This window comes from Ruegeria sp. CG3 (assembly GCF_056537205.1).
Genome location: NZ_JBQFRC010000001.1, coordinates 936970 through 951230 on the forward strand (window position 1 = coordinate 936970; position 14261 = coordinate 951230).

Below are 14261 nucleotides of genomic sequence, written 5' to 3' on the forward strand. Positions count from 1 at the left end.
GGAACATGGCCGCTTTGGACCAGACCCAGGTAAAAGAAGGTGTCGATCAGGAAACCGTTGACGCGGTGCGCGAGGTCGGAACCTACAAATACGGGTGGGATACGGATATCGAGATGGAATACGCGCCCAAGGGCGTGAACCCCGATATCGTCAAACTGATCTCGGAAAAGAACGAAGAGCCCGAGTGGATGACCGAATGGCGTCTGAAGGCCTTCGAGCGCTGGACCCAGATGGAAGAGCCCAAATGGGCCATGGTCCACTATCCCGAAATCGACTTTCAGGACCAGTATTACTATGCCCGGCCCAAGTCGATGGAGACCAAGCCCAAGTCTCTGGACGAGGTCGATCCCAAGCTGCTGGCTACTTACGAAAAGCTGGGTATCCCGCTGAAAGAGCAGATGATTCTGGCAGGCGTCGAAGGCGCCGAGGATGCCCCGGCCGAGGGCCGCAAGGTCGCCGTGGATGCGGTGTTCGACTCGGTTTCGGTGGGCACGACCTTCCAGGCCGAGTTGAAGAAGGCCGGCGTCATCTTCTGCTCGATTTCCGAGGCGATCAAGGAACACCCCGAACTGGTGAAGAAATATCTGGGCTCGGTTGTTCCGGTGTCGGACAATTTCTATGCCACGCTGAACTCGGCCGTGTTCTCGGACGGGTCGTTCGTCTATGTGCCGCCGGGCGTGCGCTGCCCGATGGAGTTGAGCACCTATTTCCGCATCAACGCGGAAAACACGGGCCAATTCGAGCGGACTCTGATCATCGCCGACAAGGGCTCGTACGTGTCCTATCTGGAAGGCTGCACCGCGCCGCAGCGTGATACCGCGCAGCTGCACGCCGCAGTGGTCGAGATCATCGTCGAAGAAGACGCCGAGGTGAAATACTCGACCGTCCAGAACTGGTTCCCGGGTGACGAGAACGGCAAGGGCGGCATCTACAACTTCGTGACCAAGCGTGCCGATTGTCGGGGCGACCGGTCCAAGGTGATGTGGACGCAGGTCGAGACCGGCAGTGCCGTGACCTGGAAATACCCGTCCTGCATCCTGCGGGGCGATGACAGCCAAGGCGAGTTCTACTCGATCGCCATCACCAACAACATGCAGCAGGCCGATACCGGCACCAAGATGATCCATTTGGGCAAGAACACCAAGTCGCGCATCGTGTCCAAGGGCATCAGCGCGGGCAAGGCCCAGAACACCTATCGCGGGCTGGTGTCGATGCACCCCAAGGCCAAGAACAGCCGGAACTACACCCAATGCGACAGCCTGCTGATCGGCGACAAATGCGGGGCGCACACCGTTCCGTATATCGAGGTCAAGAACAACAGCAGCCGGGTCGAGCACGAGGCCACAACCTCGAAGGTCGATGACGATCAGCTGTTCTATTGCCGCCAGCGCGGCATGGACGAGGAAGAGGCCGTGGCGCTGGTGGTCAACGGTTTCTGCAAGGACGTGCTGCAGGCGCTGCCGATGGAGTTCGCCATGGAAGCCCAGCAGCTGGTCGCGATCTCGCTGGAAGGCTCGGTCGGCTGATGGCTCGCTCGCCGCGCACCCGCAGGGATGATGTCCTGACCGCGGCGTCTTATGCGCTGCCTGTTCTGGGCGGCTTGCTGGGCGTGGCCTATGTCAACGTCAACTACACCGATTTCATCAACCCGGTCTGGGCAATCGGCGGCGGGGCGGTCCTGGGATGGATCGCGGCGCGGCTGCTGCGCAGGATGCTGGGATAGGAACAGACCGGGGCCGGCGCGTCCCGACGATACGCAAAAGGACAAATCATGCTGGAAATCAAGAACCTGCACGTCAAACTTGAGGAAGAGGAAAAGCAGATCCTCAAGGGCGTGGATCTGACGGTCGAGGCCGGCAAGGTGCACGCGATCATGGGGCCGAACGGCTCGGGCAAATCGACGCTCAGCTATGTGCTGTCGGGCCGTGACGGGTATGAGGTCACTGAGGGTTCGGCGACTCTGGATGGCGCCGACCTGCTGGAGATGGAGCCGGAAGAGCGTGCCGCCGCCGGCGTGTTCCTGGCGTTCCAGTACCCGGTCGAGATCCCGGGCGTGGGCAACATGACGTTCCTGCGCACCGCCGTGAACGCCCAGCGCAAGGCGCGCGGCGAGGAAGAACTCTCGGCCGCGGATTTCCTCAAGCTGGTGCGCGAAAAGGCCAAGTCGCTGAAGATTGACGCCGACATGCTGAAACGCCCGGTGAACGTGGGCTTCTCGGGCGGCGAGAAGAAGCGCAACGAAATCCTGCAGATGGCGATGCTCGAGCCCAAGATGTGTATCTTGGACGAGACCGACTCGGGTCTGGATGTCGATGCCATGAAACTTGTTGCAGAAGGCGTGAACGCGCTGCGCGACGAAGGCCGTGGATTCCTGGTGATCACCCACTATCAGCGTCTGCTGGACCACATCAAACCCGACGTGGTGCACATCATGGCCGATGGCCGGATCGTCAAGACCGGCGGGCCCGAGCTGGCGCTGGAAGTCGAAAACAACGGTTACGCCGACATTCTTGCCGAGGTGAACTGATGGCCTTGCCCGACGTGAAACAATCCGCGACCGAGGCGCGGCTAGCCACGCTGCGCATGCCCGAAGCCGGCTGCACCCGCGACGCACGCGAGGCGGCCCTGGCCCGGCTGCGCGCCACGGGTTTGCCCGGGCGGCGCGACGAGTATTGGAAATACACGCGTCCCGATACGCTTACCTCGCCCGAGGCCCCAACGGCCGAGGTATTCCACACCGACGAACCGATGGTCTTTGACGGGTTCGACCGCCTTAAAATCGTCTTCGTCGATGGCGTGTTCAGCCCCGAGGACAGCGATGACCTGACGCTGGAAGGCGTGAGCATCGACCGGCTCGAGGATATCTGCTGCAAGGACATCCACTGGGCCAAGCAACTGTACGGCGTGCTCGAGGAGCGGGGCCAGACCCCGGTTCAACGCCCGCTGGCGGCGCTGAACACCGCCTTTGCGCAGGACGGCGTGGCGATCAATGTGACCGGCAACCCGTCCAAGCCGATCAGTCTGATCTATCGCCACGACTCCGAGACCTCGGACGCGATCCTGCACCACGTGATCCGCGTGGAAAGCGGCGCCGAGGTGACGATTCTCGAGAATGGCCCGGCGGCCTCGCGGTTCAACAAGTGCATCGAGATCGACATCGCCGATGGCGGCAGGCTGCACCATGTCCGGGCGCAGGGCAGGGACCATCAGCGCCGTGCCGCGACGCATATGTTCACTCGGCTGGGCAAGGACTCCGTCTACAAGTCTTTCACCCTGACCGTGAATGGTGTGCTGACGCGCAATGAACAGGTGGTCGAGCTGACCGGCGACGATGCGGTGGCGCATGTGGCCGGCGCCTGCGTGGGCGATGGCGACTTCCACCATGACGACACGGTGTTCATCACCCATGACGCGGTGAACTGCGAAAGCCGTCAGGTGTTCAAGAAGGTTCTGCGCAACGGCGCGACCGGCGTGTTCCAAGGCAAGATCCTGGTCAAGGAAGGCGCTCAGAAGACCGATGGCTACCAGATCAGCCAGTCTTTGCTGCTGGATGACGACAGTCAGTTCCTGGCCAAGCCCGAGCTTGAGATCTATGCCGACGACGTGGCCTGTTCGCATGGGTCGACCTCGGGTGCGATCGACGAGACCGCGCTGTTCTACCTGCGCTCGCGCGGGGTTCCGGCAAAGGAGGCGACCAACATGCTGACGCTGGCCTTTTTGGCCGAAGCCGTGGAAGAGATCGAAGACGAAGCGCTGGCCGAGGACATCGTCTCGCGGCTGGAAGGCTGGTTGGCGCGGCACAGCTGATGCCGGTGACCACCGATATCGTCGCCTCGTATCGCGGGCCCGGTCGGGTGGTGCGTCGACTGCTGGACATGGGCCCGCGCGAAGACCGCGCGCTGGCCTTTGTCATGGCGTTCTGTGTGATTGGCTTTATCGCACAGTTGCCGGGCCTTGCGCGCCGTGCCCATCTTGAGGGGTTGGACCTGAACATGCTGATGGGTGGGGCCTTGCTGGGGTCGGTCTTCATTCTGCCGTTACTGCTTTACGTCCTTGCCTGGGGGACTTATCTGATTTCTCGCATGTTCGGCGGTGCAACCACGTCCTATCAGGCGCGGCTTGCGCTGTTCTGGGCTCTGCTCGCCTCATCGCCGCTGGTGTTGTTGAACGGGCTGGTGGCGGGTTTCATCGGTCCGGGCCCTGTCCAGACGCTGACCGGGGCCCTGTGGGTTGCGGTATTCGTCTGGTTCTGGTTTTCCGGGTTTTCTCAAACACGAAGGGCGCCGGCATGAACGCCGCATTTCTGGGACATCTGGCCGTTCTGACACTGGCAAATCCGGCCGAGGCGGCAAGGCGTCTGTTGACCAGTGTACCCGGTCGGGATGTGCTTTGGACAGCGCTGGCATTGGTCGTTGTCCTGAACGCTTTGTCTCAATCACTGTCGACCCTTGTGTTTCCGGCGCTTGATCCATCGCTGGATATGGCGTTTGAACCGGTTGTGCAGTCGTTGGCGACTTCGGCCGGGGCCGTTCTCTTGGGCATCTTCGCGTTCCATTTTGTCGGCAGGATTCTTGGCGGCACCGGTAGCCTGGAAGGCATGATGTTGCTAATGGTCTGGCTGCAATTTCTGCAGATTCTGGGCCAATTGATCATCTTCGTCATGGTGATGGTTGCGCCGACGATGTTCCTGATCCTCGTATTGGGGATGAGCCTGTACAGCCTCTACATCAGCCTGCATTTCATCAATCAGGCGCATCACTTCAACTCGCTGGGCAAATCCTTCGTGGTCATCCTCATCTCGGGATTGCTGGCGATACCTTTCGTCCTGTTGATGACCCCAAGCGGGCCTGTTTAGGGAATTCGTTCATGTATGACGTCCAGAAAATCCGCGCCGATTTCCCGATCCTCTCGCGTGAGGTGAACGGGAAGCCGTTGACGTATCTCGACAATGGGGCCTCGGCGCAGAAACCTCAGGTGGTGATAGATGCAGTCACCAATGCCTATGCGCACGAGTATTCGAACGTGCATCGCGGATTGCACTATCTGTCGAACCTGGCGACCGAAAAGTACGAATCCGTGCGCGGAACCGTCGCCCGGTTTTTGAATGTCGCGAATGAGGATGAGATCGTCCTGAATTCCGGGACGACCGAGGGGATCAACCTAGTCGCCTATGGGTGGGCCATGCCGCGGATGCAGGCCGGCGACGAAATTGTTCTGAGCGTCATGGAGCATCATGCCAACATCGTACCCTGGCATTTTCTGCGCGAACGACAGGGCGTCGTTTTGAAATGGGTGGACGTGGATGCAAGTGGTGCGCTGGATCCGCAGGCCGTGATCGACGCCATCGGGCCCAAGACCAAACTGGTGGCGGTGACCCAGTGTTCCAACGTTCTGGGTACCGTGGTTGACGTGAAGGCGATCACCGAAGGCGCCCATGCCAAAGGCGTGCCTGTGCTGGTCGACGGAAGCCAGGGCGCGGTTCACATGCCGGTGGATCTGCAGGATATCGGGTGTGATTTCTATGCTATTACCGGACACAAGCTGTACGGCCCGTCGGGATCCGGCGCGATCTTTATCAAATCGGAACGCATGGCCGAGATGCGCCCCTTCATCGGAGGAGGCGATATGATCAAGGAAGTGTCGAAAGACAGGGTGATCTACAACGATCCGCCGATGAAATTCGAAGCCGGCACTCCGGGTATCGTCCAGACAATCGGCATGGGCGTTGCGCTGGACTACATGATGAGTTTGGGGATGGACAACATCGCGGCCCATGAGGCGGGCTTGCGCGACTATGCAATGCAGCGCCTGACCGGGCTGAACTGGCTGCAGGTTCAGGGGACGACGCCCGACAAGGCCGCTATCTTCAGCTTTACGCTGGATGGTGCGGGCCACGCGCACGATGTATCCACCATTCTCGACAAGAAGGGCGTCGCCGTTCGGGCGGGGCACCATTGCGCCGGTCCGTTGATGGATCATCTCGGGGTTACGGCCACCTGCCGCGCCAGTTTTGGTCTGTACAACACAACCGATGAGGTCGACACACTGATCGATGCGCTGGAACTGGCGCACGAATTGTTTGCCTGATTGTTCGTCGCTAAACCGAGTTCCGACATGCAAAATCCAGTTGCACCCGGATCGGAACAAGGTTAGCTAACGGCCAACGCACCTGTAGCTCAGCTGGATAGAGCGCTGCCCTCCGAAGGCAGAGGCCAGAGGTTCGAATCCTCTCAGGTGCGCCACTTTCTTCCAGCGTTTCAAGGCGTAGCGCTTCTGCGCCTGTGTCCGTCATTGCCAGATAGGCGCTGCGCAGCAAAAAGCCCCGGGCAGTGATGCGCCGGGGCTTTTTGCGGGGTTGGTGAGTGGTAGTGTATTAGCCGCGCCAGGAGCGAACGTCGCCGCAATCCATGTGCACGAAATTTGATCCATAGTATTGGCCGACACCGCCGGCACGGCACGAAATGGCTGCCTTGGCCATCTGTGAGACCGAGCGGGAGGCAAGCCGCAGGTCCGCAGCCTGACCTTTGACGTGGAGAGAGTTCTTGGCGACACCGCGCGACCGACGGCGCAGCATGGCGTTGGTCTGCGGAGAGCGGTAGCCCGACAACAGCATGTAGGGCTCGTTCACATCCAGCAGGTTGTAGGCCGCGGCCATGATGTCGATCGTGCGCAGATCCATGTCCTTTGACTGATCGGTGCGCCAATCACGCATGAAGTGGTTGATTTCCTTGACCGCGTCTTTGACGTATTTGCCATCGACCCAGTAGATCATATCCAAACGCTCGCCCGTACGACCCGAGTACATACGGATCCTGCGGATGTCTCCGCCCCCGCGAAGGAAGCCTGCTGCGTTTGAGTAGGTTGGTGCTGCAACAACTGCCGTTGCCGCGAATGCGCCCAATAGGGCACGCCGGGTCATCCCCGAGGTACTGCTCTTGGTCATAGCGTGTTTCGTCCCGTACAGTTCCTGCCTGCACACGATGTTACGTGCGCTTTCTTAATTCTTTCCCATCCCAGATGCGGATTTTATGCCACAGAGGGATTCTTGCGCCAAGTGATCTTTTGGTCTTGTGCTTTCTTACGGGGAATTTTCGGCGAAAATCTGCGCAAGTGACAAAAAATGTGGCGGACAGGCCTGAATCCCTTTCGTTTTTTCCAGACGATGCAAACGCGCATCAGGGGGCCAGCGGTGTGATGTGCTGTTGGAAATGTGAGTGGACAATCCCCCGAGGCGTGAAACATAATTGTCGGGCGCGAAAACTAGTGTTCCAAGTTATTGAAAACCAAGGCTATCCCATGAATTCTGTCCGTCGGACCTGTACGATTTTTCTGTTTGCCGCAAGCATCGCCGTGTCGGCCACATCCGTTCAGGCGGCTCCGACCCAGGCTGAGAGTTTCGCGTTTCGGATGGCTGTCGCGGAAAGCGCAGAGACAACCCCGGATATCGCGTCCTTTTATCGAGAACAGGAATTCGCGCCGATTTGGGTCGGTCCTACCTCTGATCATGCGGCGCGTCGGTCGGCACTTATCAAAGCATTGTCCCATGCTCAGATGCACGGGCTTCCGGCCGAACGATATGACGTCGACGGCCTGATGGCGAAGATGGAAAGCGCTCGGTCAAACCGCGATCTCGGGGCGCTTGAGGCGGCTCTGAGCGAGGCGTTTGTCCGCTATGCGCAGGATATTCAGTCCGGGCTGCTGCGCCCGGCTCAGATCGATGCCGGCCTCGTGCGTGCGGTCGAACGGAAGCCGGCTTCGGATCATCTTGCGGCGATGATGAGATCCACTGACGGCTCTTATCTCGCGCAGCTTCCGCCGCAGTCCAGTCAGTACCGGGCGCTGCTCAAGCAGAAGATGGCGCTGCAGTCACTTAACGAACACGGTGAATGGGGGCCGACCGTACCAACCGGAAAATACGAACGCGGCGATACGGGGCCGAGCGTCATAAAGCTGCGTAACCGTCTGGTTGCGATGGGGTTCCTCAAGCCCACGGCCAGCCCGGAATATGACGACTCCATGGTGGCAGCGGTGCAAGCCTTCCAACGCGCCCATGGACTTGAACCAGATGGTGTCGCTGGCCAGGGAACGATTGCCGAAATCAACCGTTCACCTTCTGACCGGCTCAAGGCGGTGATGGTTGCGATGGAACGTGAACGCTGGCTCCCTCGCGAGAGGGGGGCACGGCATGTTCTGGTCAATCAGGCCGACTTTTCCGCGAAAATCGTCGACGATGGTCGGGTGACATTTGAAACACGTGCGGTGATCGGCAAAAACACCAGCGATCGTCAAAGCCCCGAGTTTTCGGATGTGATGGAGCACATGGTGATCAATCCCAGCTGGCATGTGCCGCGCTCGATCATCACCAAGGAATACCTGCCGAAGTTGCGGGCCAACCCCAATGCCGTCCGGCATCTTGAGATCACCGATCGGCGCGGGCGCCAGGTGAACCGCAATGCGGTGGACTTCAACCAGTTCACGGCTCGCAGCTTCCCGTTTGCGATGCGCCAGCCTCCGGGGCAGAGCAACGCTTTGGGGCTGGTCAAGTTCATGTTCCCCAACAAGTACAACATCTATCTGCACGACACCCCGCAGAAGAGCCTGTTCGCACGGGAAGTGCGCGCCTTCTCTCACGGGTGCATTCGTTTGGCGCAACCTTTTGATTTCGCCTATGCTTTGCTGGCAAAACAGGAAGAGGATCCCAAGGCCTTTTTCCACAGGGTGCTGGGTACTGGACGTGAAACCAAGGTTGACCTCAAACAGCCGGTTCCGGTTCATCTGATTTACCGCACCGCGTTCGTCGGGCCGAAGGGCGACGTGCAGTATCGGCGCGATGTCTATGGGCGGGATCAGAAGATTTGGGATGCCCTGCAAAAAGCAGGGGTGGCCCTGCCGAACGTTCAGGGGTAAGCACAGGGCGCAAAATCCTGCGACAAGGAAGCCCGCGATGCAGTTCACCTTACAGCAAATCGCCGATGCTCTGGGGGCGCCGGCCGAGGGAAACACCACCCTGACGATTCTGAGGGCGGCCGAGCCCAAGGATGCCGGTCCGACCGATTTGGCTATGGCGATGGCTCCGAAATACGCCGAAGCCCTGGCTGAGGGTCAGGCGCGTTGTGCCGTTCTGTGGGAGGGTGCCGACTGGCGCGCACTGGGTCTGGAGGGCGCCGTGTTCGTTGGCCGCCCCCGTATGGCAATGGCCGGAATTACCACGATGCTGGACCGGGGGCAGGGTGTCGCGCCCGGGATCCATCCCTCGGCGGTCGTGGACCCGACGGCCGAGATCGCCGGAGATGTGTCCGTCGGGCCTCTGGCCGTTGTCGGCCCCCGGGCCCGCATCGGGTCCGGAACGGTGATCGGCGCCCAGTGCCACGTGGGTATGGATGTCGTGCTGGGCGAGAACTGCCTGTTGCGCGAAATGGTCAGCATCGGCGCGCGTTCCATCATCGGCGATCGCTTTATTGCGCAACCCGGAGCCAGGATCGGCGGGGATGGGTTCAGCTTTGTCACGCCCGAGGTGTCGGGTGTAGAAAACGTGCGCAAGACCATGGGCGACGCCGGAGACGCCAAGGCGCAGAGCTGGTTGCGCATCCATTCGCTCGGTGCGGTCCAGATCGGCAATGATGTCGAGGTTGGCGCGAACTGCACCGTCGACAACGGTACTATCCGCAACACCGTCATCGGAGACGGTTCCAAGTTGGACAATCTTGTTCATGTCGGGCACAACACCCAGGTCGGCAAAGACTGTCTGCTGTGCGGTCAAACCGGAGTGTCCGGTTCGGTCGAGATCGGCAACAACGTGGTTTTGGGTGGCCAGACCGGAGTCGTCGACAATATTTTCATCGGTGACGGCGTGATCGCGGGCGGTGGAACCAAGATACTTTCGAATGTCCCGGCAGGTCGTGTGATCATGGGCTATCCGGGCGTGAAAATGGAAACGCACACCGAAATCTACAAGGCGCAGCGTCGGCTTCCACGCATGGCCCGTGACGTAGAGGCGCTTAAAAAGACGGTTTTCAAACCCTCGTCGAGCGACTAAATCAACCGCAACGCGACAATCAGGGGAACGACATGAGCATCAGCGACCGCGTCATCGCAATCATTGCAGAGCAGGCCGTGCTGGAGCCGTCCGACGTGACGCCCGAAAGCTCTTTGGAAGATCTCGGGATCGATAGCATGGGCCTCGTTGAAAGCATCTTTGCCATCGAGGAAGAATTCGACATCTCGATCCCCTTCAACGCCAACGAACCGACGGCAAGTGATTTCGACATTTCGAATGTTGCGGCGATCATCGCCGGGATCGAAAAGCTGGTCGCGGAAAAGGTTTGATCCGCGGTCATGAAACGGGTTGTCATCACCGGCGCTGGCACGATCAATTCGCTGGGCCATTCCGTGCCCGACACCCTGGAAGCGATGCGCGAAGGCCGTTGCGGCATTTCCGAGCTTGAATTTCGTGACGTCGACCGACTGAGCATCAAAATTGGTGGCCAGGTTCGCGGGTTCGAGGCCGAAGGCCGGTTCAATCGCCAGCAAATGGCGCTGTATGACCGGTTCACGCAATTCACGCTGACTGCGGCCAAAGAGGCGATCGACCAGTCGGGGCTGGAGTTTCACGGCGAATTGGCAGTGCGGTCGGGGGTCGTACTGGGAACGGCCGGCGGTGGTGTTTCCACCTGGGATGACAACTACCGCTCTGTCTACGAAGACGGGAAGAACCGGGTCCATCCATTCGTCGTGCCGAAGCTGATGAACAACGCGGCAGCAAGCCACATTTCGATGGAGCACAACCTCAAAGGCCCCAGCTTCACCGTTTCGACGGCCTGTGCATCGTCCAACCACGCGATGGCGCTGGCGTTCCAGATGGTGCGCAGTGGCGCCGCCCCGGCGATGATTACCGGCGGGTCGGAATCCATGTTGTGTTTTGGCGGGGTCAAGGCCTGGGAAGGCCTTCGGGTTATGTCGAAGGACGCCTGCCGGCCGTTCAGCGCAAATCGCAATGGCATGGTTCAGGGCGAGGGCGCCGGTGTGTTCGTATTCGAGGAATACGAACATGCGCGTGCTCGCGGCGCTGAAATTCTGTGTGAGGTTGCGGGCTATGCGATGTCATCGGACGCGACGGATATCGTAATGCCCAGCAAGCAGGGGGCGGCCCGTGCCATGGCAGGGGCCTTGAAGGACGCCGGGCTGAACGCAAGTGACGTGGGCTATATCAACGCCCACGGCACCGGAACCGCCGCCAATGACAAGACCGAATGCGCAGCAGTCGCGGATGTGTTCGGACGCCATGCCGACGATCTGATGATCTCATCGACCAAATCCATGCACGGCCACCTTATCGGCGGAACCGGCGCGGTTGAATTGTTGGCCTGTATCATGGCCGTCCGTGACGGCGTGATTGCTCCGACCATCGGGTATGAAGAACCCGACCCGGAATGCGCTTTGGACGTCGTACCAAACGAGGCGCGCGAGGCCGAGGTGAATGTGGCATTGAGCAACGCCTTTGCGTTTGGCGGTCTGAACGCGGTGTTGGCCCTCAAGAAGGTATGAAAAAAGCCGCCATCGGGGGATGGCGGCTTTGGTCATTCATCTTGGCGTGATCAGTTGGTGTTGACCTCCAGGCCGTCAAAGGCAGCGGTAAATCCGCTCAGCGACAGATCCATGTTGATAACCTGATCGGGCGCGCGTGCGGGCACCAGTGAAATGGTAGCCTTCGTTCCTGCTTTCATCGCGTCAATGTCGCCTTGGGTCAGACCCAGCTGTGCAACGCAACCGACCGGAACACAATGGTGATAGTTGTACAGCTTGCGCGGTGCGCCATCGATCGAGATGGCCAGTTGTGCCTGCAGCAGGGTTTCCAGCGGAACAATGACGTTTGCCCAGGCTGCGGCGGCACCACCGGCGGGCAGCTTGCCAACGGTAATTTCGGCCAAAGGTTCATTCTGCGCACCGTTGAGAATCTGAACCATCGCGCAGGGGTCATCGCCGGATTGCGCCTTGATGCAGGAGATCTCCCAGTCGCCCGACTTCTCGCGGACATATTGCTCGCCGACACGCGGGCCGCTTTGACCCAGATCCAAGTCGGAGCCGGTATCCGTGGTCTGACCGGCTTGGCTCTGCTCTTGAGTTTCAGTCGTGGCTTCCTGGGCGAACGCGCCTGAGCCCAGCAATGCAGCCGTTACCAGGGTGGCTGGAACAAGTTTGGTGATCATCAGTGCCTCATTGTGCTGATACAGCTTTTTCAAACGTCTCTAGCATTCCTGCTCGGCCATGTCAGTTGCAAAGCGCGCGCTGCACGCGGGATTGGACGGATTTTCGCCGACCCATCATAGGCCACCTGAAGTGACGCCGAGAAGCCTTTGAGTACAAACGACAAAGGGAGCCGTACGTACGGCTCCCTTCAATCAATGTATCTCCCCGTCGGACTGGCCGACTTAGTTATGCCCGAACGTTACGAGAGGCGAACCCAGTGGTCAACTGCTAACAGCGAAATTTAATGTTTCCACAAGCAGAAACTTGGCAATTTCAAAAAAAGGGCTGTGCCCGAAAGCACAGCCAGTCGACAGGGAGGAAGTTTGCCCACCACACGAGGGAATTGCGAGGCGGGCAAAATCACTATCGCAGTCAAAGGTTAAGTTTGTATGGTGGTGCCGGGACGCTAAGTTTTGGGACGTATCAATATGACGGAAAACGTTTTTGTCGGCGGTGGCGGTGTTGAATACAAGCAGCCGCAGGGTTTGACGCTGAAATATGCAAACCGGCACGGTCTGATTGCCGGTGCAACGGGGACGGGCAAGACCGTGACCCTGCAGATCCTGGCCGAAGGGTTCTCGCAGCAGGGCGTTCCTGTTTTCCTGTCTGACGTCAAAGGTGACCTGTCCGGACTGGCGCGTCCCGGCAGCCCCGATCACAAGTTGCACCAGGCCTTCATGGACCGCGCCCAGCGCATCGGGTTTGCCGACTATTCCTATGCCGCGTGCCCAGTCACGTTCTGGGATCTGTTTGGTGAGCAGGGCCACCCTGTCCGGACAACGGTTACCGAGATGGGGCCGCTGTTGTTTTCCCGGCTTCTGGACCTGAGCGAAGCGCAGGAAGGTGTGCTGAACATCGCCTTCCGGGTTGCGGATGAAGAAGGGATGCCGCTGCTGGATCTCAAGGACCTGCAGGCTCTTCTGGTCTGGATTGGTGAAAACCGGTCGCAGCTGTCCTTGCGTTATGGAAATGTCTCGACCGCTTCGATCGGTGCCATACAGCGACGATTGCTGGTGTTGGAAAACCAAGGCGGCGCACGGCTGTTTGGTGAGCCCGCGCTCGAACTGTCGGATTTGATGCGCCTGGATGAAAACGGCCACGGGATGGTCAACATCCTGGCTTCTGACAAGCTGATGGGCGCGCCCGGGCTGTATGCCACGTTCCTTTTGTGGCTGCTGAGCGAACTGTTTGAGGAACTTCCCGAAGTCGGCGATCCCGACAAGCCCAAGCTGGTCTTTTTCTTCGACGAAGCTCATCTGCTGTTCGACGATGCGCCCAAGGTTCTGGTGGACAAGGTCGAGCAGGTCGCGCGATTGATCCGATCCAAAGGCGTTGGGGTTTACTTCATTACTCAGAACCCGGCCGACATTCCCGAAGATATCCTCGGGCAGTTGGGCAATCGCGTCCAACATGCTTTGCGCGCCTTCACCGCGCGGGATCGCAAGAATTTGCGGCTGGCCGCGGAAACCTATCGGGAAAACCCGGCCTTCGACACGGAAACCGCGATCCGGGAGGTCGGAGTGGGCGAGGCGTTGACCTCGATGCTCGAACGAAAGGGCGCCCCCGGTATGGTCGAGCGAACATTGATACGTCCGCCGGGTTCACAACTGGGCCCGATTACCGACGCCGAGCGCAAGGCTGTGATGGCGGCGTCTCCGATGGCCGGAAAGTACGAAACGTTTCTAGATCGCAAATCGGCATTCGAAATCCTGCAGGCGCGCGCGGCGAAGGCCGCGGCCGAGGCCGAGGAAGCCGAACCCGAGGAGCAAGACGACACCCGGTCGGTGTCCGAGCGGGAGTATTCGGCGGCGCGCAGATACAGCGGCAGCAGGGTAGGGCGATCGTCTGCGCGATCGGTCCGAAAGCAGGACAGCTTTGCCTCTGCCATGAGCGAGGCAGTCATCAAAGAGCTGAAAGGAACCACAGGACGCCGCATCGTTCGCGGCATTCTGGGCGGGCTGTTTCGCAACCGTTGAGTTTCATCGCCCTGCCAGCCGGAACTGGCGGGGCGTGCC

The 14261-nt window shown here is 59.8% G+C and carries 14 protein-coding genes and 1 tRNA gene; 13 read left to right on the forward strand and 2 right to left on the reverse strand.

The window, feature by feature from the left end; translation table 11 throughout:
* The first annotated feature begins 5 nt into the window (after positions 1-5).
* From sufB to ACR0NB_RS04680, 8 genes are all read left to right on the forward strand, one after another.
* Positions 6-1526, forward strand: coding sequence for a Fe-S cluster assembly protein SufB (gene sufB, locus ACR0NB_RS04645; RefSeq protein WP_170339113.1), 1521 nt, complete (start codon positions 6-8; stop codon positions 1524-1526).
* Positions 1526-1723 carry a hypothetical protein gene (locus ACR0NB_RS04650; RefSeq protein WP_170363443.1) on the forward strand — a complete coding sequence of 66 codons (198 nt, stop codon included), beginning with the start codon at positions 1526-1528 and terminating at the stop codon, positions 1721-1723. The genes sufB and ACR0NB_RS04650 overlap by 1 nt, the downstream gene beginning before the upstream one ends.
* 48 nt (positions 1724-1771) lie before the next feature.
* Positions 1772-2527, forward strand: coding sequence for a Fe-S cluster assembly ATPase SufC (gene sufC / locus ACR0NB_RS04655; protein ID WP_170357887.1), 756 nt, complete (start codon positions 1772-1774; stop codon positions 2525-2527).
* Complete coding sequence (gene sufD / locus ACR0NB_RS04660; RefSeq protein WP_480775057.1) at positions 2527-3807, forward strand: Fe-S cluster assembly protein SufD; 1281 nt, start codon at positions 2527-2529, stop codon at positions 3805-3807. The genes sufC and sufD overlap by 1 nt, the downstream gene beginning before the upstream one ends.
* Positions 3807-4292, forward strand: a complete 486-nt coding sequence (locus ACR0NB_RS04665; protein ID WP_170357884.1) for a YIP1 family protein — start codon at positions 3807-3809, stop codon at positions 4290-4292. The genes sufD and ACR0NB_RS04665 overlap by 1 nt, the downstream gene beginning before the upstream one ends.
* Positions 4289-4855 carry a Yip1 family protein gene (locus ACR0NB_RS04670; RefSeq protein WP_480775058.1) on the forward strand — a complete coding sequence of 189 codons (567 nt, stop codon included), beginning with the start codon at positions 4289-4291 and terminating at the stop codon, positions 4853-4855. Before ACR0NB_RS04665 ends, ACR0NB_RS04670 begins: the two co-directional genes overlap by 4 nt.
* 11 nt (positions 4856-4866) lie before the next feature.
* Complete coding sequence (locus ACR0NB_RS04675; protein WP_170523694.1) at positions 4867-6087, forward strand: cysteine desulfurase; 1221 nt, start codon at positions 4867-4869, stop codon at positions 6085-6087.
* A 78-nt stretch (positions 6088-6165) separates the two neighbouring features.
* Positions 6166-6242, forward strand: a tRNA-Arg gene (locus ACR0NB_RS04680).
* A gap of 131 nt (positions 6243-6373) precedes the next feature.
* Here the strand turns inward: ACR0NB_RS04680 and mepK are convergent.
* Entirely contained in the window at positions 6374-6943 is a 570-nt protein-coding gene (gene mepK, locus ACR0NB_RS04685; RefSeq protein WP_480775059.1) for a peptidoglycan L,D-endopeptidase MepK, read from the reverse strand.
* A gap of 353 nt (positions 6944-7296) precedes the next feature.
* Here mepK and ACR0NB_RS04690 point away from each other — a divergent pair, with 353 nt between their 5' ends.
* The 4 genes from ACR0NB_RS04690 to ACR0NB_RS04705 are packed head-to-tail and all read left to right on the forward strand — an operon-like array spanning position 7297 to position 11544.
* Positions 7297-8907, forward strand: a complete 1611-nt coding sequence (locus ACR0NB_RS04690) for a L,D-transpeptidase family protein (RefSeq protein ID WP_480775623.1) — start codon at positions 7297-7299, stop codon at positions 8905-8907.
* 37 nt (positions 8908-8944) lie between these two features.
* Positions 8945-10036 carry a UDP-3-O-(3-hydroxymyristoyl)glucosamine N-acyltransferase gene (gene lpxD / locus ACR0NB_RS04695; protein WP_480775060.1) on the forward strand — a complete coding sequence of 364 codons (1092 nt, stop codon included), beginning with the start codon at positions 8945-8947 and terminating at the stop codon, positions 10034-10036.
* A gap of 32 nt (positions 10037-10068) precedes the next feature.
* The gene (locus tag ACR0NB_RS04700; RefSeq protein ID WP_093962086.1) at positions 10069-10326 is read left to right on the forward strand and encodes an acyl carrier protein; all 258 of its coding nucleotides are present in this window, start codon (positions 10069-10071) and stop codon (positions 10324-10326) included.
* Between the two features lie 9 nt (positions 10327-10335).
* Positions 10336-11544 carry a beta-ketoacyl-[acyl-carrier-protein] synthase family protein gene (locus tag ACR0NB_RS04705; protein ID WP_093962085.1) on the forward strand — a complete coding sequence of 403 codons (1209 nt, stop codon included), beginning with the start codon at positions 10336-10338 and terminating at the stop codon, positions 11542-11544.
* A 50-nt stretch (positions 11545-11594) separates the two neighbouring features.
* On the opposite strand, the gene ACR0NB_RS04710 is transcribed toward ACR0NB_RS04705, so the two are convergent.
* Positions 11595-12206, reverse strand: coding sequence for an invasion associated locus B family protein (locus ACR0NB_RS04710; protein ID WP_170339137.1), 612 nt, complete (start codon positions 12204-12206; stop codon positions 11595-11597).
* Between the two features lie 468 nt (positions 12207-12674).
* On the opposite strand from ACR0NB_RS04710, the gene ACR0NB_RS04715 reads away from it, so the two are divergent.
* Positions 12675-14222, forward strand: a complete 1548-nt coding sequence (locus ACR0NB_RS04715) for a helicase HerA-like domain-containing protein (RefSeq protein ID WP_480775061.1) — start codon at positions 12675-12677, stop codon at positions 14220-14222.
* Positions 14223-14261 lie beyond the last annotated feature (39 nt).

What these genes read in the sequence shown, in the direction of transcription:
- mepK (WP_480775059.1), bottom strand. Translation starts at nt 6,943, where the DNA reads ATGACCAAGAGCAGTACCTCGGGGATGACCCGGCGTGCCCTATTGGGC.
- ACR0NB_RS04690 (WP_480775623.1), top strand. Translation starts at nt 7,297, where the DNA reads ATGAATTCTGTCCGTCGGACCTGTACGATTTTTCTGTTTGCCGCAAGC.
- ACR0NB_RS04710 (WP_170339137.1), bottom strand. Translation starts at nt 12,206, where the DNA reads ATGATCACCAAACTTGTTCCAGCCACCCTGGTAACGGCTGCATTGCTG.
- ACR0NB_RS04665 (WP_170357884.1), top strand. Translation starts at nt 3,807, where the DNA reads ATGCCGGTGACCACCGATATCGTCGCCTCGTATCGCGGGCCCGGTCGG.
- sufC (WP_170357887.1), top strand. Translation starts at nt 1,772, where the DNA reads ATGCTGGAAATCAAGAACCTGCACGTCAAACTTGAGGAAGAGGAAAAG.
- ACR0NB_RS04715 (WP_480775061.1), top strand. Translation starts at nt 12,675, where the DNA reads ATGACGGAAAACGTTTTTGTCGGCGGTGGCGGTGTTGAATACAAGCAG.
- ACR0NB_RS04700 (WP_093962086.1), top strand. Translation starts at nt 10,069, where the DNA reads ATGAGCATCAGCGACCGCGTCATCGCAATCATTGCAGAGCAGGCCGTG.
- ACR0NB_RS04705 (WP_093962085.1), top strand. Translation starts at nt 10,336, where the DNA reads ATGAAACGGGTTGTCATCACCGGCGCTGGCACGATCAATTCGCTGGGC.
- ACR0NB_RS04650 (WP_170363443.1), top strand. Translation starts at nt 1,526, where the DNA reads ATGGCTCGCTCGCCGCGCACCCGCAGGGATGATGTCCTGACCGCGGCG.
- sufB (WP_170339113.1), top strand. Translation starts at nt 6, where the DNA reads ATGGCCGCTTTGGACCAGACCCAGGTAAAAGAAGGTGTCGATCAGGAA.
- sufD (WP_480775057.1), top strand. Translation starts at nt 2,527, where the DNA reads ATGGCCTTGCCCGACGTGAAACAATCCGCGACCGAGGCGCGGCTAGCC.
- ACR0NB_RS04675 (WP_170523694.1), top strand. Translation starts at nt 4,867, where the DNA reads ATGTATGACGTCCAGAAAATCCGCGCCGATTTCCCGATCCTCTCGCGT.
- ACR0NB_RS04670 (WP_480775058.1), top strand. Translation starts at nt 4,289, where the DNA reads ATGAACGCCGCATTTCTGGGACATCTGGCCGTTCTGACACTGGCAAAT.
- lpxD (WP_480775060.1), top strand. Translation starts at nt 8,945, where the DNA reads ATGCAGTTCACCTTACAGCAAATCGCCGATGCTCTGGGGGCGCCGGCC.